At 67.2% G+C, this 23,976-nt stretch carries 21 protein-coding genes; 12 read left to right on the top strand and 9 right to left on the bottom strand.

What is annotated here, in order from left to right; all coding sequences use genetic code 11:
• Positions 1 to 32: 32 nt before the first annotated feature.
• The 12 genes from FYK34_RS09390 to FYK34_RS09445 all read left to right on the top strand — a co-directional run bounded on the left by FYK34_RS09390 (position 33) and on the right by FYK34_RS09445 (position 12,871).
• Positions 33 to 599 (top strand): 4Fe-4S dicluster domain-containing protein, encoded by a 567-nt coding sequence (locus FYK34_RS09390; RefSeq protein WP_231137416.1) that lies wholly within the window; start codon positions 33 to 35, stop codon positions 597 to 599.
• Positions 596 to 2,617, top strand: coding sequence for a hydrogenase 4 subunit B (gene hyfB, locus FYK34_RS09395; protein WP_149296128.1), 2,022 nt, complete (start codon positions 596 to 598; stop codon positions 2,615 to 2,617). The genes FYK34_RS09390 and hyfB overlap by 4 nt, the downstream gene beginning before the upstream one ends.
• A 10-nt stretch (positions 2,618 to 2,627) precedes the next feature.
• Positions 2,628 to 3,566: a respiratory chain complex I subunit 1 family protein gene (locus FYK34_RS09400; protein WP_149296129.1), complete on the top strand. Its 939-nt coding sequence runs from the start codon at positions 2,628 to 2,630 to the stop codon at positions 3,564 to 3,566.
• Between the two features lie 9 nt (positions 3,567 to 3,575).
• The gene (locus FYK34_RS09405; RefSeq protein WP_149296130.1) at positions 3,576 to 5,015 is read left to right on the top strand and encodes a hydrogenase 4 subunit D; all 1,440 of its coding nucleotides are present in this window, start codon (positions 3,576 to 3,578) and stop codon (positions 5,013 to 5,015) included.
• Positions 5,016 to 5,025: 10 nt separating this feature from the next.
• Positions 5,026 to 5,676, top strand: a complete 651-nt coding sequence (gene hyfE / locus FYK34_RS09410) for a hydrogenase 4 membrane subunit (protein WP_149296131.1) — start codon at positions 5,026 to 5,028, stop codon at positions 5,674 to 5,676.
• Positions 5,677 to 5,680: 4 nt separating this feature from the next.
• Complete coding sequence (locus FYK34_RS09415; RefSeq protein WP_149296132.1) at positions 5,681 to 7,198, top strand: hydrogenase 4 subunit F; 1,518 nt, start codon at positions 5,681 to 5,683, stop codon at positions 7,196 to 7,198.
• 16 nt (positions 7,199 to 7,214) lie between these two features.
• The gene (locus FYK34_RS09420; RefSeq protein WP_149296133.1) at positions 7,215 to 8,921 is read left to right on the top strand and encodes a hydrogenase large subunit; all 1,707 of its coding nucleotides are present in this window, start codon (positions 7,215 to 7,217) and stop codon (positions 8,919 to 8,921) included.
• Between the two features lie 9 nt (positions 8,922 to 8,930).
• Positions 8,931 to 9,470, top strand: coding sequence for a formate hydrogenlyase complex iron-sulfur subunit (locus FYK34_RS09425; protein ID WP_149296134.1), 540 nt, complete (start codon positions 8,931 to 8,933; stop codon positions 9,468 to 9,470).
• Positions 9,467 to 10,267, top strand: a complete 801-nt coding sequence (locus FYK34_RS09430; protein WP_114074038.1) for an NADH-quinone oxidoreductase subunit B family protein — start codon at positions 9,467 to 9,469, stop codon at positions 10,265 to 10,267. Before FYK34_RS09425 ends, FYK34_RS09430 begins: the two co-directional genes overlap by 4 nt.
• The gene (gene hycH, locus FYK34_RS09435; RefSeq protein ID WP_149296135.1) at positions 10,264 to 10,674 is read left to right on the top strand and encodes a formate hydrogenlyase maturation protein HycH; all 411 of its coding nucleotides are present in this window, start codon (positions 10,264 to 10,266) and stop codon (positions 10,672 to 10,674) included. The genes FYK34_RS09430 and hycH overlap by 4 nt, the downstream gene beginning before the upstream one ends.
• Complete coding sequence (gene hycI / locus FYK34_RS09440; RefSeq protein WP_149296136.1) at positions 10,664 to 11,143, top strand: hydrogenase maturation peptidase HycI; 480 nt, start codon at positions 10,664 to 10,666, stop codon at positions 11,141 to 11,143. Before hycH ends, hycI begins: the two co-directional genes overlap by 11 nt.
• A 93-nt stretch (positions 11,144 to 11,236) precedes the next feature.
• Positions 11,237 to 12,871 (top strand): sigma 54-interacting transcriptional regulator, encoded by a 1,635-nt coding sequence (locus FYK34_RS09445; protein ID WP_149296137.1) that lies wholly within the window; start codon positions 11,237 to 11,239, stop codon positions 12,869 to 12,871.
• A 213-nt stretch (positions 12,872 to 13,084) separates the two neighbouring features.
• Here FYK34_RS09445 and yfcF read toward each other — a convergent pair whose 3' ends face one another.
• The 9 genes from yfcF to FYK34_RS09490 form a co-directional block, all read right to left on the bottom strand.
• Positions 13,085 to 13,726, bottom strand: coding sequence for a glutathione transferase (gene yfcF, locus FYK34_RS09450; RefSeq protein WP_231137417.1), 642 nt, complete (start codon positions 13,724 to 13,726; stop codon positions 13,085 to 13,087).
• 49 nt (positions 13,727 to 13,775) lie between these two features.
• Entirely contained in the window at positions 13,776 to 14,447 is a 672-nt protein-coding gene (locus tag FYK34_RS09455; protein WP_168209698.1) for an HAD family hydrolase, read from the bottom strand.
• Between the two features lie 136 nt (positions 14,448 to 14,583).
• Complete coding sequence (locus FYK34_RS09460; protein ID WP_149296139.1) at positions 14,584 to 14,853, bottom strand: TfoX/Sxy family protein; 270 nt, start codon at positions 14,851 to 14,853, stop codon at positions 14,584 to 14,586.
• Between the two features lie 2 nt (positions 14,854 to 14,855).
• A complete protein-coding gene (cysM, locus tag FYK34_RS09465; protein ID WP_149296140.1) occupies positions 14,856 to 15,740 on the bottom strand; it encodes a cysteine synthase CysM in 885 nt (294 codons plus the stop codon).
• Positions 15,741 to 16,058: 318 nt separating this feature from the next.
• Entirely contained in the window at positions 16,059 to 17,693 is a 1,635-nt protein-coding gene (locus FYK34_RS09470) for a lactate permease LctP family transporter (RefSeq protein ID WP_149296141.1), read from the bottom strand.
• A 125-nt stretch (positions 17,694 to 17,818) separates the two neighbouring features.
• Entirely contained in the window at positions 17,819 to 20,638 is a 2,820-nt protein-coding gene (locus tag FYK34_RS09475; RefSeq protein ID WP_149296142.1) for an FAD-binding and (Fe-S)-binding domain-containing protein, read from the bottom strand.
• Complete coding sequence (locus FYK34_RS09480; RefSeq protein WP_149296143.1) at positions 20,635 to 22,092, bottom strand: LutB/LldF family L-lactate oxidation iron-sulfur protein; 1,458 nt, start codon at positions 22,090 to 22,092, stop codon at positions 20,635 to 20,637. The genes FYK34_RS09475 and FYK34_RS09480 overlap by 4 nt, the downstream gene beginning before the upstream one ends.
• Positions 22,089 to 22,787 (bottom strand): LutC/YkgG family protein, encoded by a 699-nt coding sequence (locus FYK34_RS09485; RefSeq protein WP_114063440.1) that lies wholly within the window; start codon positions 22,785 to 22,787, stop codon positions 22,089 to 22,091. Before FYK34_RS09485 ends, FYK34_RS09480 begins: the two co-directional genes overlap by 4 nt.
• Positions 22,784 to 23,527 (bottom strand): (Fe-S)-binding protein, encoded by a 744-nt coding sequence (locus tag FYK34_RS09490; RefSeq protein WP_149296144.1) that lies wholly within the window; start codon positions 23,525 to 23,527, stop codon positions 22,784 to 22,786. Before FYK34_RS09490 ends, FYK34_RS09485 begins: the two co-directional genes overlap by 4 nt.
• Positions 23,528 to 23,976 lie beyond the last annotated feature (449 nt).

Genomic DNA, 23,976 nt, shown 5'->3' on the forward strand with positions numbered 1-23,976 from the left:
AGCCCGAGCTTTGCAATGGGTGCAACACCTGCATGGCCGCCTGTTCCGCGCTGCACCGCGCGGCCGGCCTGCAGGCGCATCCGCGACTGGCCGTCACCCGCACGGCCGCCGTCACCGCGCCGGTGCTGTGCCGCCATTGCGACGACGCGCCTTGCGCGCGCGTCTGTCCGGTGGCGGCGATCTCGCTGTCCGGCCATTCCGTCGATCTTAATGAAACGCTGTGCATAGGCTGCAAGCTATGCGCCATCGCCTGTCCTTTCGGCGCCATCCAGCTCTCCGGCACGCCGTGCGGTGGCGTGGCCGCCGTCAGCCCGGCCTGGCAGCCGCCGCCGGCGGAAACCGAGCCGGCCGCCGCGCCGCGCGACAGCAACGCCACGCTGTCCTCGCTCTTGGCCTGGGAGCCTGGCGTGAAGGCCATCGCCATCAAGTGCGACCTGTGCCAGGGCCTGGCCGATGGCCCGGAATGCATGCGGGTGTGCCCGACGCGGGCGCTGCGGATGGAAGACAACGATGCGCTCGCGCGCGCCGCCGATGTCCGCCGCCAGGCGGCGCTGTTCGCGCTGGGCGCGGAGTGGGACATGCCGGAGGAAAGACCATGAGCCTCGCGCCCCTGCAATGGCTGTTGCTGGCCGTCTGTCTGTACGGCGCGGGCGCGCTGCTCAGCCTGCTGCTGGCCCGCCTGGAAACGCTGGCCATCGCCGCGTCGTCGCTGTTCGGCATCGCCGGCGCGGCCTGCGGACTGGCCGCCTCGCTGCCGGTATTGCAAAGCGGGACGGTAGAACGCTTGGTGATGGACGGACCGTTCGCATTCGCCCATTTCGCCGCGCGGCTGGACCCGCTGGCCGCGCTGCTGCTGCTGGCCATTTCGGCGCTGACGCTGCTCGCCTCGCTGTATGGCTGGTCGTATGTGCGGGAATACCGCGGCCGCGGCATCGGCGCGATGGGATTCTTCGCCAATGCCTTCATCGCCTCGATGACAGGGCTGGTGGCGATGGACAACGCGTTTTACTTCCTGATCCTGTTCGAGGCGATGTCGCTGGCGTCTTACTTCCTGGTGATTTTCGAGCAGGACGAGGAGGCGGTGAACGCGGGCTTCCTGTACTTTCTGATCGCCCACGCCGGCTCGGTGCTGATCCTGACCGCCTTTCTCCTCCTGTACGCGCAAAGCGGCAGCCTGGATTTCGACAGCTTCCGCGCCTTGAAGCTGGACGGACCGCTCGCCTCCGCGGTGTTCCTGCTGGCCCTGTTCGGCTTCGGCGCCAAGGCAGGCATGGCGCCGCTGCACGGCTGGCTGCCGCGCGCCCACCCGGCCGCGCCCTCGCACGCCTCGGCCCTCATGTCCGGCGTGATGGTGAAGATAGGCGTGTTCGGCATCATCAAGGTGGGCGTGGACATTCTGGGCGCGCGCGCCGCGTGGTGGGGCCTCTTGGTGCTGGCCATAGGCGGCGCCTCCGCGGTGCTGGGCGTGTTGTACGCGCTGGCCGAGCAGGACCTGAAAAGGCTGCTGGCCTACTCCACCGTGGAGAACGTCGGCATCATCCTGTTGGGCGTGGGCGCGGGCATGCTGGGCCTGGCCGAGCATCAGCCGCTGCTGGCGGCCCTGGGCTTTGTCGCCGCCGGCTACCACCTACTCAACCACGCGCTGTTCAAGGGCCTGCTGTTCATGGGCGCGGGTTCCATCCTTTACCGCGCCCACAGCAAGGACATGGAGCGGCTGGGCGGGCTGGCCGCGCGCATGCCGTGGACGGCGCTGAGCTTCCTGGCCGGCAGCCTGGCCATCTGCGCGCTGCCGCCGTTCAACGGCTTCGTGTCCGAATGGTTCACCTACCAGGCGCTGTTCGCCGTCAGCCAGGACGCCGGCTTCGCGCTGCGGCTGGCCGGGCCGCTGGCCATGGTGATGCTGGCCCTGACCGGCGCGCTGGCGGCCATGGCCTTCGTCAAGGCTTACGGCATGTGCTTCTCCGGCGCGCCGCGCAGCCGCCATGCCGCGGAGGCGACCGAGGCGCCGTTGCCCATGCGCGCGGCGATGCTGCTGGCCGCGCTGGCGCTGTTGCTGCTAGGCGTGGGCGCCAGCGCGGTGTCGCCGCTGATGGCCAATGTGGCGGCGTCCTTGACGCATGCCGCGCCGGCCTCCGTGACGGAAGGCCTGGCCATCCATCCCGGCCTGCATGCCCAAACCATGGTGTCCATGCCGCTGTTGGCGGTATTGCTGATCTCGCTGCCCTTGTGCGTGCTGCTGGCCTTGTCCATCCTGCGCGGCGCGCGGCTGGCCCGCCGCCAGCAGGGCGATGCCTGGGCCTGCGGCTACGCGCAGGAGGCGTCGATGTCGGTCGGCCCGCAGGGTCTGACCCAGCCGGTGGCGCATATGTTCGCCCCGCTTTACCGCCTGCGCGGCCAGTTGTCGCCGGCCGCCAGGCTGGACGCCGCGCTGGAGAAGACCATCGCCGGGGCCTGCCGCGCCGAGCCGCTGTGGGACCGGGCGCTGACCCTGCCCATCGCCCGCTGGGCGGACAGGCTGGCGGCCCGCGTCCGCTGCCTGCAGCACGGCGATTTCCGCCTGTACTGCCTGTACGTGGTGATCGCGCTATTGGCGCTGCTCTTGATCGCCGCGCGCTAGGAGAACCACCATGCAAGCATTGCAATCCCTCCCCCTGGCCGTCGCGCAAGCCGCGCTGCTGCTGGCGCTGGCGCCGCTGTTCACCGGCGTGTCGCGGATGATCCGCGCCCGCATGCATTCGCGTCGCGGCCCCGGCGTGCTGCAGGACTACCGCGACATTTTCAAGCTGTTCCGCCGCCAGGATGTAGCGCCGGGCCGGGCCGGCCTCGCCTTCCGCCTGGCGCCGGCGGTGCAGCTGTCCGCCATGCTGATGCTGGCGATGGCGCTGCCGGCGCTCACCCGCCACTCGCCGGCCGGCCCGCTGGCCGACCTGATCACCTTCGTCTATCTGTTTGGCCTGGCGCGCTTTTTCTTCGCCCTGTCCGGCGTGGATTCCGGCAGTTCCTTCGCCGGCATCGGCGCGGGCCGCGAGCTGACGCTGGGCATTCTGGTGGAGCCGACGATGATGCTCTCGCTGCTGGTGGTGGCCTTGATCGAGGGCAGCACCAATCTCGGCGCCATCGCCAGCGGCATGTCCGGCAGCTATCTGCAGTCGCCGGCCGCCATCGGCCTGGCGCTGGCGGCCTTCGCCTTCGCCGTGTTCATCGAGATGGGCAAGCTGCCCTTCGACTTGGCCGAAGCCGAGCAGGAGCTGCAGGAAGGCCCGCTGACCGAATACTCCGGCCCCTCGCTGGCGCTGCTGAAACTCGGCCTGGCGCTGAAAAAAGTGGTGCTGGCGCAGTTCATGCTGGGCGTGTTCCTGCCGCTGGGCGCGGCGGACAGCCTGGCGCCGGCCGCGCTGCTGGCCGCAGCGGCCTGGCTGCCGCTCAAGCTGCTGGCGGTGTTCGTCGTCGCTTCCGTCATCGAGAACAGCATGGCGCGCGGCCGCTTCCTGCTCACCGCGCGCGTCACCTGGGTGGGCTTCGGCCTGGCCGCGCTGTCCTTTGCTTTCTATCTCACCGGTCTTTAAGGAGCATTCATGGAACCCCTCGCTCTGGCGACCATCCTGCTGCCCTTCCTAGGCACGGCCCTGGTATTGGCCAGCCCGCGCCCAGCCGGCCGCTTCCTGGCGCCGCTGTTCGCGCTGCTGGCGACCATAGGCGCCATCTGGCTGGCCGCGGCCTTCAAAACGGCCGGCGGCATGGCCGCGCACTACCCCTTGCTCAGCTTCAACGGCATCGAGCTGTTGGGCCTGGCCGTGGACCGGCTCAGCACGCTGATAGGCATGGCCGTGGTGGGGCTGGGCTTTTTGGTGGCGCTGTACTCCACCGCCTATATGACGCCGGCCAACCGCGAGCATCCGCACGCCGCCGCGCCGCGCTACTACGCCTACCTGCTGGTGTTCATCGGCGCGATGGCCGGCCTGGTGCTATCGTCCACGCTCTTGGGCCAGCTGGTGTGCTTCGAGATCACCGGCGCCTGCTCCTGGGGGCTGATCGGCTATTACCAGAAACCCAAGGCGCTGCAGTCTGCCTTGAAAGCCTTGCTGATCACCCATGTCGGCTCGCTGGGCCTGTACCTGGCCGCCGGCTGGCTGTTCGCGCATAGCGGCAGCTTCAGCCTCTCCGCGATCTCGGCGCTGCCGGATGCCGCCAAGGTCGTGGTGCTGCTGGGCGTGCTGTGGGCGGCCTGGGGCAAATCGGCCCAGCTGCCGCTGCACATGTGGCTGCCGGACGCGATGGAGGCCCCGACGCCGGTGTCCGCCTATCTGCACGCGGCCTCCATGGTGAAGGTGGGCGTCTACATCTTCGCCCGCGCGCTGGACGCCGCCGGCAGCGTGCCGCACCTGGTGGGCTGGGTGGGCGCGGTGATGGCCACCGTCACGCTGCTGTACGGCTTCTGGATGTATCTGCCGCAAACCGACATGAAGCGGCTGTTGGCCTACTCCACCATCACCCAGTTGTCCTACATCTTCCTGGCCCTATCGCTGTCGGCCTTCGGCTCGCGCCTGGCTTTCAACGGGGCCATCGCCCACATCTTCAACCACGCCTTCGCCAAGAGCCTGTTCTTCCTGGTGGCCGGCGCGCTCAGCTACAGCTGCGGCACGCGGATGCTACCTTCCTTGCGCGGCCTGCTGCGCGGCGCGCCGCTATTGGGCGCGAGCTTTTGCGTGGCCGCGCTGGCCATTACCGGCGTGCCGCCGTTCAACGGCTTCTTCAGCAAGTTCGCCATCTTCGCCGCCGGCTTCCAGTTATCGGCCGGCGAACCGTGGCTGCTGCCGCTGATGTTGCTGGCGATGGCGGAATCGGTGGCCAGCTTCGCCTGGTTCCTGCGCTGGTTCGGCAAGACGGTGCCGGGCGAACCGTCCCCTGTGGTGGCCGCGGCCCAGCCGCTGCCTTGGCAAATGAAAACCGTGCTGGCCGCGCTGCTGGCGATGAGTCTGGCTTCCAGCTTCATCGCCGCGGCGTGGCTGGCTTGAGGAGGCGAGGATGGACGGCATGCTGATCGTCAACAACCTGGCCGGGCTGTTGATCGTCACTTCGCTCTTGGTGATTTGCGCCAATCGCGTGGCGACGGCCGCCTGGTTCTATGTCTTGCAATCGCTGACGCTGGTGGGCGTGTTCCTGGCGCTGGCCAGCGCCCAGGGCTCGCACGAGCTGACGCTGTGGGCGGCTTCGGCCTTCGTCACCAAGGTGGTGCTGGCGCCGCTGATCCTGATCAAGCTGCTGGGGCCGCTGCCGGATGATCCTGAGCTGACCGGCCTGCTCGGCCCGGCCTGGATGGCCGTGCTGGCGGCGCTGATCGTACTGGTCAGCTGGTACGCGGTGGATGCCGTGCGGCTGGCGGTGGTGGCGCCGTTGAAGCCGGCGCTGGCGGTGTCGCTGGGCCACTTCCTGCTGGGCCTGGCCTGCATCGTCACCTCGCGCAACATCCTCAAGCAGATTTTCGGCTACTGCCTGATGGAGAACGGCGCCCACCTGACGCTGGCGCTGATGGCCGGCAAGGCGCCTGAGGTGGTGGAGATAGGCATCGCCACCGACGCGGTGTGCGCGGTGCTGATCATGGCGCTGCTGGCGCGCCGCATTCATCGCACGCTGCAAACGCTGGACGTGCGGCAACTGACCGCTTTGAAGGGCTGAGGCCATGACTGCTACGCATTGGCTTGTTCTGCTGTTGTTGATTCCGCTCGCCGCCTCCGCGCTGTGCGCGGGCAGCCGGCTGGCGGGCGCGGGCGGCGCCAGGCTGGCCGCCGCGCTGCATCTGGCCAGCGTCTCGTTGCTGCTGGCGCTATCGCTGGCCGCCTGCGTAGGGGTCGTAAGCGGCGGACCGCTGGCGGCGCTGGACGGCTGGCTGCGCGTCGACGCGCTGGGCGCGCTGTTCCTGGCGCTGATCGGCGTGCTCGGTTTCACCACCGGCCTGTACGCGGTGGGTTATATGCGCCATGAGCGGGAGCACGGCGAGGTGGGGCCGGAACGGCTGGCCGGCTTCTACGCCCTCTTCCAGCTGTTCCTGTTCACCATGCTGCTGGCCGTCACCGCCAACAACGTCATCATGATGTGGGTGGCGGTGGAAGCCACCACGCTGGGCTCGGCCTTCCTGGTGGGCTTTTACGGCCAGCGCTCCTCGCTGGAGGCGGCCTGGAAATACATGGTGATCTGCACCGTGGGCGTGGCCTTCGGCCTCTACGGCGTGGTGCTGGTCTATTCCAACGCCGCCAGCCTGCTGGGCGACCACGGCGGCGCGGCGCAATGGACCACGCTGCTGGCCATGGCCCATCAGCTGGACCCGGCGCTGACGCGCATCGCCTTCGTCTTCGTGCTGATCGGCTTCGGCACCAAGGCCGGCTTCTTCCCCATGCACGCCTGGCTGCCGGACGCGCACAGCGAGGCGCCCAGCCCGATCAGCGCGCTGCTGTCCGCCGTGCTGCTCAACTGCGCGCTGCTGATCGTGATTCGCTTCCACATGCTGGCCTCGCGCGCGCTGGGGCCGGGTTTCTCGGAAACGCTGCTGCTGGTTTTCGGCCTGATGTCGGTGGCGGTGGCCGCGCTGTTCATCCTGTCGCAGCGCCACATCAAGCGGCTGCTGGCTTATTCCAGCGTGGAGAACATGGGGCTGATCGCCATCGCCCTGGGCCTGGGCGGCCCGCTGGGCGTGATGGCGGCGCTGTTCCACACCGTCAACCACAGCCTGGCCAAGGCGCTGCTGTTCTGCGGCTCCGGCAATGTGCTGCTCAAGTACGGCACGCCGGACATGGGCTCGGTCAAGGGCCTGCTGCGCGCCGCGCCGCTGACGGCCATGCTGTTCGGCGCCGGCGCGCTGGCGCTGGGCGGCATCCCGCCGTTCAACGTGTTCTACAGCGAGTTCCTGATCGTGGCGGCCGGCTTCAGCCAGGGCCATGCCGCGCTCACCGTCGTCGTGCTGCTGCTGTTGACCATCGTACTGGCGGGACTGGCGCGCATGCTGGCGGCGATCTTGTTCGGCCCCGCGCCGGACGAGGTGGAGCCGGGCGAGGCCGGCTGGCTGACGCTGCTGCCGCTGATCCTGCTGATGCTGGCCATGCTGGCGATAGGCCTGTTCATGCCGGACAGCCTGCAAACCCTGCTGCGCGAGGCCAGCCAGCTGGTGCTGGCCGCAGCCGACCACCCTGTAGCCATCCGCTGAGGCCTGGGAGAAAAACATGAACGACGACAAACTGGGCCAAAACTACCTGGATGGCCTGAAACAACGCTTCCCGCACGCGGTGCTGGAAGCGGAATGGCAAACCGCCGACCAACTGACGGTCACCGTCAAGCTGGACAGCCTGCCCGAGACGGTGGCGTGGCTGTATTACCAGAACGAGGGCTGGCTGTCGGTGCTGTTCGGCAACGACGAGCGGCCGCTGAACGGCCACTTCGCCGTCTACTACGTGCTGTCGATGGAAGGGCCGGTCAAGTGCTGGCTGGTGGTGCGCGCGCTGATAGACCCGGAGCGGCCGGAATTTCCTTCGGTCACGCCGCGCGTGCCGGCGGCGGTGTGGGGCGAGCGCGAAGTGCGCGACATGTACGGCCTGACGCCGGTCGGCATCCCGGACGAGCGGCGGCTGGTGCTGCCGGACGATTGGCCGGACGATCTCTACCCCTTGCGCAAGGACGCGATGGCCTACAACCAGCGCCCCGCCCCCACCACCGACACCGAAACCTACGCCTTCGTCAACGACGCGGCCGGCGTCACCCGCGACGTGCCGCTGGGCCCGCTGCACATCACCTCGGACGAGCCGGGCCACTTCAGATTGTTCGTGGACGGCGAAACCATCGTCGACGCCGACTACCGCATGTTCTACGTGCACCGCGGCATGGAAAAACTGGCCGAAACGCGGATGGGCTACGACGAAGTCACCTTCCTGTCCGACCGCGTCTGTGGCATCTGCGGCTTCACCCACAGCGTGGCCTACGCCAGCGCGGTGGAAAACGCGCTGGGCCTGGCCGTGCCGCCGCGCGCGCAAATGATACGCAGCGTGTTCCTGGAGGTGGAGCGGCTGCACAGCCACTTGCTCAACCTGGGGCTGGCCAGCCACTTCGTCGGCTTCGACACCGGCTTCATGCAGTTTTTCCGCGTCCGCGAAAAAGCCATGACCATGGCGGAGCTGCTCACCGGCGCGCGCAAGACCTACGGCATGAACCTGATAGGCGGCGTGCGCCGCGATATTCTCAAGGAAGAACGCCAGCGCACGCTCAAACTGGTGGCCGAGCTGCGCGAGGAAACCACGCGGCTGGTGGACATGCTGCTGTCCACGCCCAACCTGCGCCAGCGCACCAGCGGCGTGGGCATTCTGGACCGCAAAGTCGCGCGCGACTTCAGCCCGGTGGGCCCCCTGCTGCGCGCCAGCGGCTTTGCCCGCGACATCCGCGCCGACCATACCTACGGCGCCTACGCCAGCCTGCCTTTCGACGTCCACACCGAAGACAGCTGCGACGTGCTGGGCCGGGTATTGATCCGCGCCCGCGAATTCTTCGACTCACTGGCCATGATCCAGCACGCGCTGGAAAACCTGCCCGCCGGCCCGGTATTGCTGGAAGGCTTCGCCTACCAGCCGCACCAGTTCGCGCTGGGCTTTGCCGAAGCGCCGCGCGGCGAGGACATCCACTGGGCGATGACCGGCGACAACCAGAAACTCTACCGCTGGCGCTGCCGCGCGCCCACCTACGCCAACTGGCCGCCGCTGCGCTACATGCTGCGCGGCAACACCGTGTCCGACGCGCCGCTGATCGTGGCCAGCATAGACCCCTGCTACTCCTGCACCGACCGCGTGACGCTGGTGGACGTGAAAAAGAAAAAGTCCACCACCGTGCCCTACCAGGAAATCGAGCGCTATGGCCGCGAGCGCAAAGATTCGCCGCTCAAATAGGAAAACGCCATGTTCAAGCTATTCAAGATCATAGCCAAGGCGGGCGAACCGACGACGAAATACCCGTTCGCTCCGTTTCCGGTCAGCCCCGGCTTTCGCGGCAAGCCGGAGCTGAACGCCCGCCAATGCATCGCCTGCGCCGCCTGCACCCAGGCCTGTCCGGCCGGCGCGCTGACGATGCAAACCGACAGCCGCGCCGGGCGGCGCGAATGGGCGCTGAACCTGGGCCGCTGCATCTTCTGCGGCCGCTGCGAGGAAGTCTGCCCCACCCGCGCCATCCAGCTGACCCAGGCATTCGAGCTGGCGGTGGCCAGCAAGGCGGACTTGATCCAGCGCGCCAGCTTCCGGCTGGAAAACTGCGCCTGCTGCGGCAGACCCTTCGCGCCGCGCAAGGAAGTCCACCACGCGATGGATCTGCTGCGCCAGAGCGGCCTCGCCCTGGACGACACCCTGCGCGGCCTGTACGCCACCTGTCCCGAATGCAAGCGCAAGCGAACCATAGAACGCGATGCGCTGCCGCTTAGCCGCCGCGAGGAGGAGCGAGCATGATTCCCATCCAAGCCGACGCCGGCCTGATCGTCCCGCGCGACGAATACGGCATGCCCAAGCCGCTGACCGAGAGCGAGGGCATCGTCCAGCTGAAACAGAAGCTGCTGAAAGACATCCAGCGCTCCGCCTACGTCTACCGCGTGGACTGCGGCGGCTGCAACGGCTGCGAGATCGAGATCTTCGCCGCCATCACCCCGGTGTTCGACGCCGAGCGCTTCGGCATCAAGGTAGTGGCCTCGCCGCGCCACGCCGACATCCTGCTGTTCACCGGCGCCGTCACCCGCGCCATGCGCATGCCGGCGCTGCGCGCCTGGCAGGCCGCGCCGGATCCCAAGATTTCCGTCTCCTACGGCGCCTGCGGCTGCAGCGGCGGCATCTTCCACGACCTGTACTGCGTATGGGGCGGTAGCGACAAGATCGTGCCGGTGGACGTTTACATTCCCGGCTGCCCGCCCACGCCGGCCGCCACGATTTACGGCTTCGCCATGGCGCTGGGCCTGCTGGAGCAAAAACTGCGCGCCACGCATCAGGAAGAAGGCGAATGCGACCGCGCCTTGTTGCCGCACCCGTCCATCCCGCTGGACGCGCGGGTGCGCATCGAACGCGAGGCGCGGCGGCTGGCCGGCTACCGCAGCGGCCGCCTCCTGGCCGACCAGTTCATGGATCTGGCCGGCCGGGCCGACGGCCTGACGCTGGACGAACGCGTCAAACGCCATCTCTCGGCGACCGCCGACCCGCGCGAGAACGAAATCTTCACCCGTTTATGGGACATCAGCATGGAAGGAGGCGCGCGATGAGCCGCATCGTGTTTCACGCGCTGGGCCGCAAATTCCTGCAGCGCGAAGAAGACATGCCCGCCGACGACAACGCGCGCCAAGTGATCTACCAGACGCTGGCGCTGGGCCACCACATCGGCGTGATCGACTGCCTGCAACCGAGGATCAGCTGCCCGGAAGAAGGCTACGCCGAATGGCTGGCCGCGCTGCCCGAGGGCGAAGCGCGGCGCAAGCTGGCCGGTGTGCTGCGCTTCGGCGAAATCATGATAGACGCCAGCCATGCCGCGCTGCTGGCCCTGGCGTTGACGCGCAGACGAGACGCCATGAATGACACGCAACGCGGCTGGAGCGACGCGCTGATGCGCGAGCTGGCGGCGATGGACGCCGAGCCGGCGCTTTACCTGATGGTGAAACGACATGAAGACTGACGCGCCCGATCTGATCCTGGCCGTGGGCAACAGCATGATGGGCGACGACGGCGCCGGCCCGCTGCTGGCCGACCGGATGAAACAGAACCCGATTGCCGGCTGGAACGTGGAGGACGGCGGCAGCGCGCCGGAAAACGCCGCCCACCGCATCGCCGCGCGCGCGCCGCGCCGCGTGGTGCTGGTGGACGCCGCCGACATGGGTTTGCCCCCCGGCGAAATCCGCCGCGTGCCGCCGGCGGCGCTGGCCGAGATGTTCATCATGAGCACCCACGACCTGCCCCTGAGCTTTTTGATGGAAAGGCTGGCCGAAACGGTGCCGCAAGTGGAGTTCATCGGCATCCAGCCCGATCTGGTGGCGTTTTACTGCCCGATGACAGAACCGGTGCGCCAAGCGGTGGACCGGCTCTACGCCGCGCTGCGGGACGATCCGGCGCTGGACAGTCTGCCCTGGCTGTCTGACGCAGATTAAACGCGCGGCGATTAGGCGGCCCGCATGCTATGAGCAGGCGCGGCCGGCCGGTAAAATTTATCCTGCAAGTTCCCGCCGCCACCGAGCCCGACCATGCCGATAACCGCGCCCCACTCCTGCGGCCAGGACGCGCCGCCGCCCGCCGACCCGGTCGCCGCGCTGCGCGCCGACCGCGACCAGCTGCAAATCCTGGTGGACGTCACCAACGCGGTGCTGTCCACGCTGCAGCTGGAAGAGCTGGCGGAAAAAGCGGCCCAAGCTTTGCAGCTGGCCTTCGGCGTCAGCTTCGTCGGCCTCAATTTGCATGGCGAGAACGACAGCGAACTGCAAGTGCATGACATCTACCTGGAACGCGAAGGCCGCGAGCGTTGCCGCCACACTTGCTATCCGCGCGACAGACTGCCGGCGCGCGAGGCCATGCTGGGCCATCAGCTGCTGCTGGCCAGCGAGCCGACGCTGGAGCAGATGGCCGCCGTCCACCCGCGCTTCGCCGAAGTGATGCGCGCCGGCTGCCGCTCGCTGTGCGTGCTGCCGCTGTGCGGCGCCACCGGCACCGTGGGCGCGCTGCTGCTGGCCTACCCCGGCGACAGCGGCTATTTCCGCGCCGTGCTGCCGCTCTTGCAGCAGGTGGCGGCGCGGCTGACGCTGGGCCTGGCCAACGCCCAGTCCTACCAGGAAATTTCCCGCCTCAAGGATCAGCTGGCGACCGAAAACCTGCAACTGACCAGCGAGATCCAGCATTACCAGAATTTCGACGAAATCATCGGCCAGAGCGCGGCCATGTCCGCCGTGCTGGAGCAAGTGGAGATCGTCGCCGCCAGCGATTGCTCGGTGCTGATTCTGGGCGAAACCGGCACCGGCAAAGAGCTGATCGCCCGCGCCATCCACGCCCACAGCCCGCGCGCCGGCAAGCGCATGGTCAATATGAACTGCGCCGCCATTCCCGCCGGCCTGCTGGAAAGCGAGCTGTTCGGCCACGAAAAAGGCGCCTTCACCGGCGCCGCCGCCCAGCGCATGGGCCGTTTCGAGCTGGCTGACCAGGGCACGCTGTTCCTGGACGAAGTGGGCGACATTCCGCTGGAGCTGCAGCCCAAGCTGCTGCGCGTGCTGCAGGAACGCGAGGTGGAGCGGCTGGGCGGGCAAAAGATCATCCCGGTGGACGTGCGCGTGATCTCGGCCACCAGCTGCGACCTGATGGGCATGATCGCCGACAAGCGCTACCGCAGCGACCTCTACTACCGGCTCAACGTCTTCCCCATCGTCTTGCCGCCGCTCAGGGAGCGCCCGGACGACATTCCGCTGCTGGCGCAGTTCTTCACCCAAAAGTTTTCGCGCCGGATGAGCCGCGGCATCGAAAGCATCCCGGCCGACACGCTGCAGCGGCTGCAAGGCCACGATTGGCCCGGCAATGTGCGCGAGCTGCAAAACGTGATCGAGCGCGCGGTCATCCTCACCCGCGGGCCGGTGCTCAAACTGCCGCAAGCCGACCTCGCCTGCCGCCAGGCCCCGCCCTGTCCGCCCCCCGCCGCGCCGGCGCGGCGGGAAACGCCCTTGTTCGACGCCAGCGAGCCGGAAAAAGAGCGCATCCTCAGGGTGCTGCAGGCGTGCAACGGCATCGTCGCCGGCCCGCGCGGCGCGGCGGCCAAGCTGGGGCTGAAGCGCACCACCCTGCTGTCGCGGATGCAGCGGCTGGGCATCAGCAGCCGCCCCGTCGAAACCGAAACGTAGGGCGGAAGCCCCTGCGGGGCGTTCCGCCTTTGAGCTAGATGGATGCTCCCAACGCGCGGGCAAGGCCTAGGCCTGCCCGCCCTACGCGTGAGCCATTTCCTCCGCAAACGGGTAACGCATTGGGCCAAACAGAATTGATTCGGATATCGCGCCGAAGATCGAACAGCGAGCGCGGCCGCACGGCGGATCGCCCCGCCAGCGGCGGCATCCGCCCTACCGGAGCTGATGCGCGCGCCAGGCGGCGAACGCGGGGCGCTGCCACTGGCGCTCGACGTAATCGGCCAGACGGGCCGGCAACTCCTCCCGCGTCAGCCGCTTGAGCAGCAAGGCCAGCTCGGTATCGATCACGCTCCATTCGCCAAACAAATGGCCGCCGTCGGCCGGCACCACCGCCTCCGCCACCGCGATCAACTTGTCCGCCGCTTTTCGCGCCGCCTCGCCCAAGGGCTGGGCAGGCTTCATGCCGTACACCACCTCGGTGCTGCGCTCATCGCGCAGCGGCAGCAGGTCGCTGCGCAGCCAGGCTTGCAGCTGGCGGGCGCGGGCGCGTTGCTGCACATTGCCCGGCAAGACGCGCGCGGTGTCGGGATAGGCTTCTTCCAGATATTCGATGATGGCCGACGACTCGCTCAAATGAAAATCGCCGTCCACCAGCATGGGCACGCGGGACGTCAGCGATTGCGCGCGGTAGGCCGGTTCAAACTGTTCGCCGCCGGCCAGATCGCGGGTGAGCGCCTCGAAAGGCAGGCCTTTCTCGGTCAGCGCGACAAAAACGGCCATCGCGTAGGGGCTGATGAAATCCTGATCGACATAAAGCTGCAGCATGGCGATGTAATCCTGAATGGAAAATGCCATGCTAGGGACAATATGCCGTCCGGGCAAGCGCGCCGCGGCGAACGGTGCGTCAAGAAATACGCAACGATGCCCTCACCGCGGCGGCATCGGAAAAGTCCGCGTGGCAATGCGCCGCGCCCGCTTCCCGCAGCGCCGCGATGCGGTCGCCTATGCCGACAAAGTCGAAGCCCAACTCGCAAGACGCCCGCCAGTCCCACAAGCCGTCGCCCAGGTAGACCACCCGCTCGAAACGATCCCGCCCGGTCGCCGCCAGCGCTTGCGAACAGGCATGGCGCATGATGTCGGTGCGCTGTTCGCCATCCTCGCTGCAGCTCATGACGATGGCGGACGCGTCGATGTCGCTGGCCTCCAATTTGAACATCGCCTCTTCGCGCCAGCAGCCGGTGGCGATGGCCACGGCGATATCGCGCTGCCCCATCAAGCCGCGCAAGAAAGCCCTTGCGCCGGGAATGGCGGCAAAATCGTCAGGCTGGGTCCGCCGCCGCTCATGCAAGCGCCGCATCATGGCTTGCTTCACCATGCCTGAGCGCGAAGCCTCCACTCCCATGCGGCGCAGGACTTCCTCGGTCACCCCATCCGAGGTGATGCGGGCATAGTGATGCCAGTCGGTATCATGGAATGGCGCGCCGGCCACTTCGGACACCGCCTCGGCGAAAACCTGTTGATCGTATTGATAGGAGCTTGTCAGCGTGCCGTCGATGTCGAACATCAGCAAAACCATGGTCTGTCCCTGCCTGGCGAAAGGCAGGAAAGTAGCAGGCCAGGCAAAAAATGACAAATGGAAATCAAGAATGGTGCGAACGGTGGCTGGGCCAACGTTAAGTCCTGCCCCACCAGTCCAATGCGGCGAACGGGAATCAACGCCCCTGTTCGGAGCGAACATCCAGCTCCAGCAATAGCCGCGTCCGCTCCTCGCGCGCCACCGCTCGCCAGTCGCGGCCGGTCAGCGCGCCCTCCAGCGCCCATAGCAGATTGAGGCTGGCGCCGGGCCAGGCGGCGCGAACGCGCAAATAGGCGCCCACCGCGCCCAGCTCTTGCAACTGCGCCAGGGAGGCGATGCCCGCGGCGGCAAGCATGCGGGAGGATTGAGGCCCCAAACCGCGCAAGGAGGCGATGGGGCCGCTCATGCTCAGCCGAACAAGCCGGTGGACAGGTAGCGGTCGCCGCGGTCGCACACTACGGACACGATGACCGCGTCCTTCAACTGCGCGTCCAACCGCAGCGCCACCGCCAGCGCGCCGCCGGACGACGGCCCGGCCAGGATGCCCTCGCGCCGCGCCAGCAGCCGGGCGGTGTCTTCCGCCTCTTGCTGGCCCACGGTCTGGATTTCATCTATGCGGTCGAAATCGCAGATCTTGGGCACGTACGGGTCTTCCCATTTGCGGATGCCGGCGATCTGGCTGCCCGGCTCCGGATGGACGCCGACGATGCGGATGGCCGGGTTCTTTTCCTTCAGGAAACGGCTGGTGCCCATGATGGTGCCGGTGGTGCCCATGCTGGACACGAAATGGCTGATCTTGCCGCCGGTCTGCTCCCAGATTTCCGGGCCGGTGGTTTCGTAATGCGCCAGCGGATTGTCCGGGTTGGAGAACTGGTCCAGGATGCGGCCCTCTCCGGCCGCCTCCATGCTGCGCGCCAGGTCGATGGCGGCCGGCATCGAGCCCGCCGCCGGCGTCAGGATCACCTCCGCGCCATAGGCGCGCATGGCCTGCACCCGCTCGGCGCTGGAGTTTTCCGGCATGATCAGCACCATGCGGTAGCCCATCATCGCCGCCGCCATCGCCAGCGCGATGCCGGTATTGCCGCTGGTGGGTTCGATCAGCGTGTCGCCCGGTTTGATGTCGCCGCGCCGCTCCGCGCGCCGGATCATCGACAGCGCCGGCCGGTCTTTCACCGAGCCGGCCGGATTATTGCCCTCCAGCTTCAGCAACACCACATTGCCATTGTCCGAAGGCAGGCGCTTCAGACGGACCAGCGGCGTGCCGCCGACGAAATCTTCCAGATGTTTGTACACGGTGTGTCTCCCAGAACAGGCCCCATTATATCGTTTGGCTATCAGCGAAGACGAAATGCTTATTTCTAATCTAATAACCGGCGGTAAGGGCATGCGGCGATTCGTCGAAACGCGTTTTGGCGTCCCCCCTCTCCCGCCACGCAAGGGAAGAGGGAGGACAGGCCGGGTGGGCTGTGGCCTGAAACCCAGCTCGCAGCGCAGACTCGCTGAAAGCCTCTCTCCCCTCGCGGGAGAGGGGTTGGGGAGAGGGGGACGCCATGCCCGCGACTCATGCCCCAGCGCCTACCGGCGGATCGCCCCGTCAGCGGGGCATCCACCCTACCCCATCTGCGCCATCAGCCAGGTCAGGCAGCCGACGAAGCTGCAGAAGATCAGGCTGTGCTTCAGGGTGAAACGGAACAGGTCCGCCTCCTTGCCGATCAAGCCCACCGCCGCGCAAGCGACGGCGATGGATTGCGGCGAGATCATCTTGCCGGTGACGCCGCCAGTGGTATTGGCCGCCACCAGCAGCACGTCCGACACGCCCAGCTGGTGCGCGGTGGCGGCCTGCAAGGCGGAGAACAAGGCGTTGGACGAAGTGTCGGAGCCGGTCAGGAACACGCCCAGCCAGCCCAGGAAGGGCGAGAAGAACGGGAAGGCCTGGCCGGTGTTTGCCAGACACAGCGCCAGGGTGCTGGACATGCCGGAATAATTGGCGACGAAGGCGAAGGCCAACACCATGCCGATGGACAGGATGGGCCGGCGCAGCTCCATCAAGGTCTCGGCGAAGGCGCGCGCGCCGTCCGCCGGGCGGAACTTCAGCAAGACCATGGATAGCAGCGCGGACAGGAAGATGGCGCTGCCGACGGCGGACACGAAATCCAGCTTGTACAAGGCCTCGTAAGGCGCGTCATGGGACACGATGGGCGCGGTTTTGACCACCAATTTGTCCAGCCCTGGCACATGCAGCTTCCAGATCCAGCCCTCCAGCGCGCCGCCCTTGGCGAACAGCGCCTTGAACGGCTTGACGCTCCACACCGTCACCAGGGCGGTCAGGATCAGAAACGGGCTCCAGGCGCGGGCGATCTGCCCGACGCTGAAACCGCTGGCCAGGCGCGCGGACGGCGCGCGGCGGCCCTTGAAGGTGAAGATTTCAGCCGGCTGCCATACCTTCAGGAACAACGTCAGGCAGACCAGGCTGACCAGCGCCGAGGTGATGTCCGGCAGTTCCGGCCCGATGTAGTTGGACGTGAAAAACTGGGTGACGGCGAACGACACCCCGGCCACCAGGATGGCCGGCCAGGTCTGGCGCACGCCCTTGAGGCCGTCCATCATCATGACCAGCCAGAACGGCACGATCACCGACAGGATGGGCAGTTGGTGGCCGGCCTTGGCGCCGATCAGGAACGGATCCAGCCCGGTGACCTGCCCGGCGACGATGATCGGTATCCCCATCGCGCCGAAAGCCACCGGCGCGGTGTTGGCGATCAGGCATAGCCCGGCCGCGTACAGCGGATTGAAGCCCAGCCCCACCAGCAGCGCGGCGGTGATGGCCACCGGCGCGCCGAAGCCGGCCGCGCCCTCCAGGAAGGCACCGAAGGAAAAGCCCACCAGCAGCATCTGCAGCCGCTGGTCCTCGGTCACGGACAATACCGAAGCGCGGATGATGTCGAACTGCCCGGTCTTGACCGTGATCTTGTACAGGAACACCGCGGCGATGATGATCCAGGCGATGGGCCACAAGCCGTAGCCGAAGCCGAAAGCCGCCGCCGCCAGCGCCATCTTGGCCGGCATGCCGTAAAACAATATGGCCACCGCCAGCGCGATCAGCACGGTCAGCGTGCCGGCGATATGGCCCTTCAGCCGCAACACCGCCAGCGCGACGAAGAAAAAGGCGATGGGCAACGCGGCCATCAAGGCCGACAGCGCGAGGCCGCCGGAGGGGAAATACTGCTGGGTCCAGATGTCTTGCATGTTCAGCTTCTCCTCATTCTGGTTTCGCCGGCGCAGCCGCTCCCCTGCCGGTCAACGGAATCGTTGCGGCATGGCGGGGCTGGCGGGCGTTTCTTAGGTTGACTTCAGCGTTGAAAAGGCGGCCTTCATGACGGGCCGTTGATGGGGGTGGTGCAAAAATCCAGCAGCGCTTCGATGCTGGCGTAGGGAATCCCGCCATGCTCGGTCAGGCCGATCTGGCAGGTGCGGCTCATCGACACGCCGTGGCGGCAGGCATCCGGCAAGGCCGGCTTCAATCTCCTCAGGCTGTGGGCGTTCAGTTCCGGCACAGTGAAGCCCTTGTCGCCGGCGAAGCCGCAGCAGGCGATGTCCGGCACCGTCAGTTGCTCGCAGCAGCTGGCCGCCAGCTGCTTCAGGCTGGCCGCCGCGCCCATGGCGGTGGCGCTGCAGGGGATGTGCAGCGCCAGCTGCGGAAGCTTTTGCGCGATGGAGAGCCTGGGCAAGACCTTCTGCGCCAGGAAGCTGGCGGCGTCGAACAGTTGCAGCCGCGCGTCCAGCAGCCCCTCGGCCTGCGCCTGCTTGACCCGCACCGCGCACGGGCTGTTGTCGAGATACACCGGGTGGCGGCCATCGCCGCTCGCTTGCAGCAAGGCTTGATTCAGCGATGCCTGGCTGCCGGCCAGGGCATCCGCCGCATTAGCGGAGGCGAAAGGCTGGCCGCAGCACAAGCCGTCATGGCCGGGCGGATAGACAGGAGCGAAGCCGGCGCGGCGCAACAGCCTGACGGTATGAGCGGCGACAGACTCCCCGCCCTCGCCCTCGGCCAGCGTTCGGTTGACGCAGCTGACGAACAGCACCACTGGCTCGCCCTCCCCGCCCGTCTCGCGCAGCGGCGCGGCAGCGCGCGGCAAACTAGCCGGAACCAAGGGGATGACCTTGCGCTCGCCCGGCTGGCGGCGCGTCAATGCGTTCAAGCGCTGCGTTCCCGCCAGATGCGCCAGCTTCAAACCGGTCCTCGCCGCCGCCGTCATCCAGTCCATATGCCGCGCGGCGAAGCCGGCCAAGGCGGGACGTTGGCTTGGGCCTTGCAACTTCTTCATCAGCAGGCCGGTATTGATGCCCACCGGGCAGCGTGTGGCGCACATGCCGGTGGCGGCGCAGGTGGCTATGGCGCGGTAGCGGTAGCCGGCCTTCAGCGCCGCCAGTTCCATCGCCCCCTCGCCGTCGCGCTCCAGCTGGCGGATGCGCCGCCAGGCGACGATGCGCTGGCGCGGACTCAGCGTCAGGCCGTGCGAGGGACAGGCCGGCTCGCAGAAGCCGCACTCGGTGCAGCGGTCCACCAAATCATCCGCCGCCGGCATGGGCTTCAGGTTTTCCAGATGCAGCCTGTCGTTGTCGGTGATGATCACGCCGGGATTGAGCAGGCCGTCCGGGTCGAACAAGGCCTTGATGCGGCGCATGATATGCCAGGCGGCGTCGCCCCACTCCTGGCGCACAAAGGGCGCCACATTGCGGCCGGTGCCGTGCTCGGCCTTCAGCGAGCCGTCGTACTCGCCGGCCACCAGATCGCTGACGTCTTGCATGAAAGCGTCGTAGCGCGCCACCTCGGCCGGGCTTTCGAAGCCGGGCGCGAACACGAAGTGCAGATTGCCGTCCAGCGCATGGCCGAACAGCAGCGCCTCGTGGTAACCATGCTTGTCGAACAACGCGCTCAGCCTGGCCACGCCGTCCGCCAGTTGCGGAACCGGAAACGCCACGTCCTCTATCACCACCGTGGTCCCCGTCGGCCGCGCCGCCCCCACCGCCGGGAACAGGCCCTTGCGCAAGGCCCAGTAGGTTTCGCACTCGCGCGCGTCGCGGCTGAAGCCGCTGGAGACTTTGGGCTTGAAACCAGCCAGCAGCGCATCGATCTGGGCCGAGCATGCGTCCAGCCTGGCCTCGCTTTCCGCCCGCAGTTCGATCAGCAAACAGGCGCTGTCCGGCCCCACCGGCCGATGCAGGAAATCCGGCAGTCCCGGCTTGCCCTGCACCGCGCGCAGGCTGCGGCTGTCTATCAGCTCCACCGCCGACACGCCGCCGGCATCTCGCGCCGCGCTCAGCGCCGATACCGCGTGGCAACAGGACGCCAGATCGTCGAACCACACCAGCGCCGAGGCCTTGTGCGGATGCTCGATCACGGTATGGAAGGTAATCTCGGAAATGAAGCCCAGCGTGCCTTCGGAGCCGATCATCAAATGGCTGAGCATTTCCAGCGGATCGGCGAAATCCAGCAAGGCGTTGATGCCGTAGCCGGTGGTGTTCTTCAGCCGGTATTTGCGGCGCACCCGCGCCGCCAGCTGCGGATCACCGGCCAGCTCGCGCGACAGCTGGGCCAGGCCATCGAGCATATCCGCATGAGATACGCGAAACGCCGCCACGCTGGCCGCGTCGGCGGTATCCAGCGCGGCGCCATCCAACAGCAACACCCGCAGCGAATGCAGGGTGTGGTAGCTGTTGTCGCGGGTGCCGCAGCACATGCCGCTGGAGTTGTTGGCGGCGATGCCGCCTATCTTGGCGGTGTTGATCGACGCAGGATCGGGGCCGATCTTGCGGCCTAACGGCGCCAGCATCGCGTTGGCGTGCGAGCCTATCATGCCGGGCTTGAGACGGATGCGCTCGCCGCCGTCCAGCACTTCGCCCTGGTTGAAGCCGTCGCCCAGCAGAATCAACACCGAATCGCTGACCGCCTGGCCGGACAGGCTGGTGCCGGCGGCACGGAAGGTGACGGCGACGCGGTGCAATCTCGCCAGCCGCAGCAGCTCGGCCACTTCGGCCTCGGTTTCCACCTTGGCGACGATCTGCGGCCGCAGGCGGTAAAAGCTGGCGTCGGTGCCGTAGGCCAGGGTGGACAATGGGTCCGTGTAGATGCGCTTGTCCGGCATGACGCGGCGCAGGTCTTGCAGAAACGCTTGGTGGGCCGGACTCATGCGGACCTCCCCTTGTTCGCTTCGCGTTCGCGGACCAGCTCGTGCAGCGTCTTGGCCGCCGGCGTCAGCGGCAGGTGGTTCTGCGTCCAACCGAGCTGATTCTTGGGCGTGTGCTGGCGAAGGCGCGTGGCCGCCCAGCCGAATAGCCGGTATAGATTGGGTGAGGCATGAACCAGCCGCCAGCCCTTCCAGGCCAGGCGCTCCGCGCCGCCGGCCGCCGCGCCCTGACCGCGCAGCGGGTGCGCCACGCGTTCATCGGCCGGCCGCTGGCTTTCCTCGCGCAGCCGCATCAGCATCTCCGGGATCGGAATCCGCACCGGACATACCTCGCCGCAAGCGCCGCACAGGCTGGACGCGGTCGGCAGGTCGCGGGTGTTTTCCAGCCCCATCAGATGCGGCGAGATGATTTCGCCTATCGGTCCCGGATACGTCGTGCCGTAAGCGTGGCCGCCGATGCGGGTGTAGACCGGACAATGGTTCATGCAGGCGCCGCAGCGTATGCATTGCAATGTCTTGCGCAGCTGCTCGTCGGCGTAGGCCTGGCTGCGGCCGTTGTCCAGCAGCACCAGATGCACTTCGCGCGGGCCATCCTTCTCGCCTGCACGGCGTGGACCGCTGATCATATTGAAGTAGGTGGTGATGGGCTGGCCGATGGCGGAGCGGGTCAGCAGGCTGTACAGCGGCGCCACATCCTCCAGCTTTTCCACCACCTTTTCGATGCCGGTGATGGCGATGTGAACGTCCGGCACCGTGGTGCACATGCGGCCGTTGCCTTCGTTTTCCACCAGGCACAAGGTGCCGGTTTCGGCCACTGCGAAGTTGACGCCGGACAGGCCGACATCGGCATCCAGAAACTTGCGGCGCAGCACGCGGCGGCCGATCTGGATCAACGCGTCCACGTCCTCGGTGTAGGGCGTGTCCGGCAGCTGCTCGTGGAACAGCTGGGCGATATCCTGCTTGGTCTTGTGGATGGCCGGCATGATGATGTGGGTGGGTTTCTCGCCCGCCAGCTGGACGATGTACTCGCCCATATCGCTCTCAACCGCCTCCACGCCCTGATCGGCCAGGTAATGGTTGAGCTCGATCTCCTCGCTGACCATGGACTTGCCTTTGACCATCCGCTTGCCCTGCCGGGCGGCGACAATGCCGTGGATGATGCGGTTGGCCTCCTCCGCCGTTTCCGCCCAATGCACTTTCACGCCGTTTGCCGTGAGCTTGTCTTCCAGCTGTTCCAGCAGCTCCGGCAGCCGGGACAAACAGCGCTGGCGTATGCCCTCGCCCAGCGTGCGCAGCGCGGACAGCTCCGCCTCGTCCGGAAATGCCGCCAGCCGCTTGGCCATCAGGAAGTCCATCGATCCGCGCAGGCTTTGCCGCAGCTTGTCGTCACTCAGCGCCAGCCGCGCGTTGTCCTTGAAGGCGCGCGACGGGTAGACGGTGATCTTCTGCTCATTCATCTCGCCTCTCCTTCCACATCATGGATGGCGATATGCGGCGGCAGCACGGCCAACACCAACAGCTCGCGCGGGCCGTGCGCGCCGTAGGCCAGCGTTTGCTGGATGTCCGCGGTCTTGGACGGCCCGGAGATCAGCAGCGCGTTGGTGGGCATGCCGGCAGACCAATTCTCGCCCTTCATCGCCGAATAGAAATCCGGGTACAAGGTCGCGGCGTCGAACAAGGCGATGTGCAAGGGCGGCACCAGGCTCATGGTGCGCGGCTCTGCCTCGTCCGGCCACAATACCAGCGTGCCGGTGGCGGCGATGCCGCAGCGGACCGACGTGAAACCGGCGGCGATGTCGAACAACTCCGCCTTCCAGCCATCCACCTCGCGTTCGAACCAGACGATGCGCGGCGCGCCCGCCCTGCCCTCAAGGCATTGCGCCAGCCTGCGGCCATGCGGCGTGTCGGACAACAGGATGGAATCTTGCGGATGCGCGGCCAGCCAGCCGGCCAGCGCCGCGTCCCACTCGGCCCCGCGCGTCCACAGGATGTCGGTTTTCACCGCGCGCATCATCGCCGCCCAATGGCGCAAGCGGGCGATTTCATCGTCCTGGCTGGCAAAGCGCTGGAAATGGCTGGCCAGGTCCGGGCGCGAAAACGCCTGCCGTGGCGCGGCGCGCAGCCTCTGCAAGATGGAAGCTCGGGCGCTCATCGCTTGCCTCCGGTGCGCTCCAGCAGAAAGCTGGCCAGATGCCGGCCCTGGAAGCCGCTGCCGCACTGGCCCAGCTTGCCGTTGATATTGAGCAGGCAGCCGCCGTCGGCGGTAACGAATTCCACCGCGCCGCTGTCCTGCAGGGACTGGGCCTTGTCCGCCACCATCGCGCCGGCGATGTCCGGATGCTTGATGGAGAAAGTGCCGCCAAAGCCGCAGCATTCGGACTCATGGTCATGCGCCACGCGCTCGACGTTCTGCAGCCGGTCCACCAGCGCCCAACTGCTCTTGTGCACATTCATCTCTCGCCGCGCCGAGCAGGAGGTATGCACCGCCACCTTGACCGGCGCGCCCTGGTCTTGCGGCCGCCAGTCCAGGTGATTGAGCAGGAAATCGGAAAATTCCACCACTCGCGCGGCGATGGCGCAGGCCGCCATTTCATCCGCCTCGCCGGCGAACAGGCGAGGCCAATGGTGCTGGATCATGCCGCCGCAGGAGCCGGACGGCACCACGATGGGCCAGTCCTCCGGGAAACAGGCCAGCTGCGCGCGCGCCACGGCCAGCGCTTCCTTGGGATGGCCGCTGGTATAGGCCGGCTGGCCGCAGCAGCTCTGGGCCTGGGGGTAGTGCACCCGCACGCCCAGGCCTTCCAGCAGGGCGATGGCGTCTAGGCCAGCTTCCGGCAGGAACAGGTCGAGCAGACAGGTGCCGAACAGGTAAACGTCGGCAGGCGTCTTCATGGCTTCCTTTGTAAATTGGTAAGACCAATTATTCTTATGAAAACCACTTTAGAGTGAATGCTTGAATCCGTCAATATGACGGGCGTGCCCAAGCGTACAGACGCGCGCCTGTCATCACCCGCTCCCGCCGCCGCCCATGAGGCAAGCGCCATCGCGCGGGGGCTGGCCTTGTGGTTTTTTGGAGAACGCGGGAATCCGCGCAAATAAAAAGAATGTGACCCAACGCCGTCTGATGGGTCTTACCGGACCCAGAACCTCGGACACAATCCTTGGCCTTGCATTGAACCGACGGGCTGCGCCGCTTGCGTCGATGCCTCGTTTCTGGCGCTGGGCGGGCCTTTGCTAGCGACGCCCAGGCCCGTGTGGCCATGCGCGATGCGCCGGCCGAAAGCGGCTTTTGCGCGCATGAAGCGGAATCGCTCGCGCATCGCGCTCTGGCATTCAACCAA

This window comes from Chromobacterium paludis, assembly GCF_008275125.1.
GTDB lineage: Bacteria > Pseudomonadota > Gammaproteobacteria > Burkholderiales > Chromobacteriaceae > Chromobacterium > Chromobacterium paludis.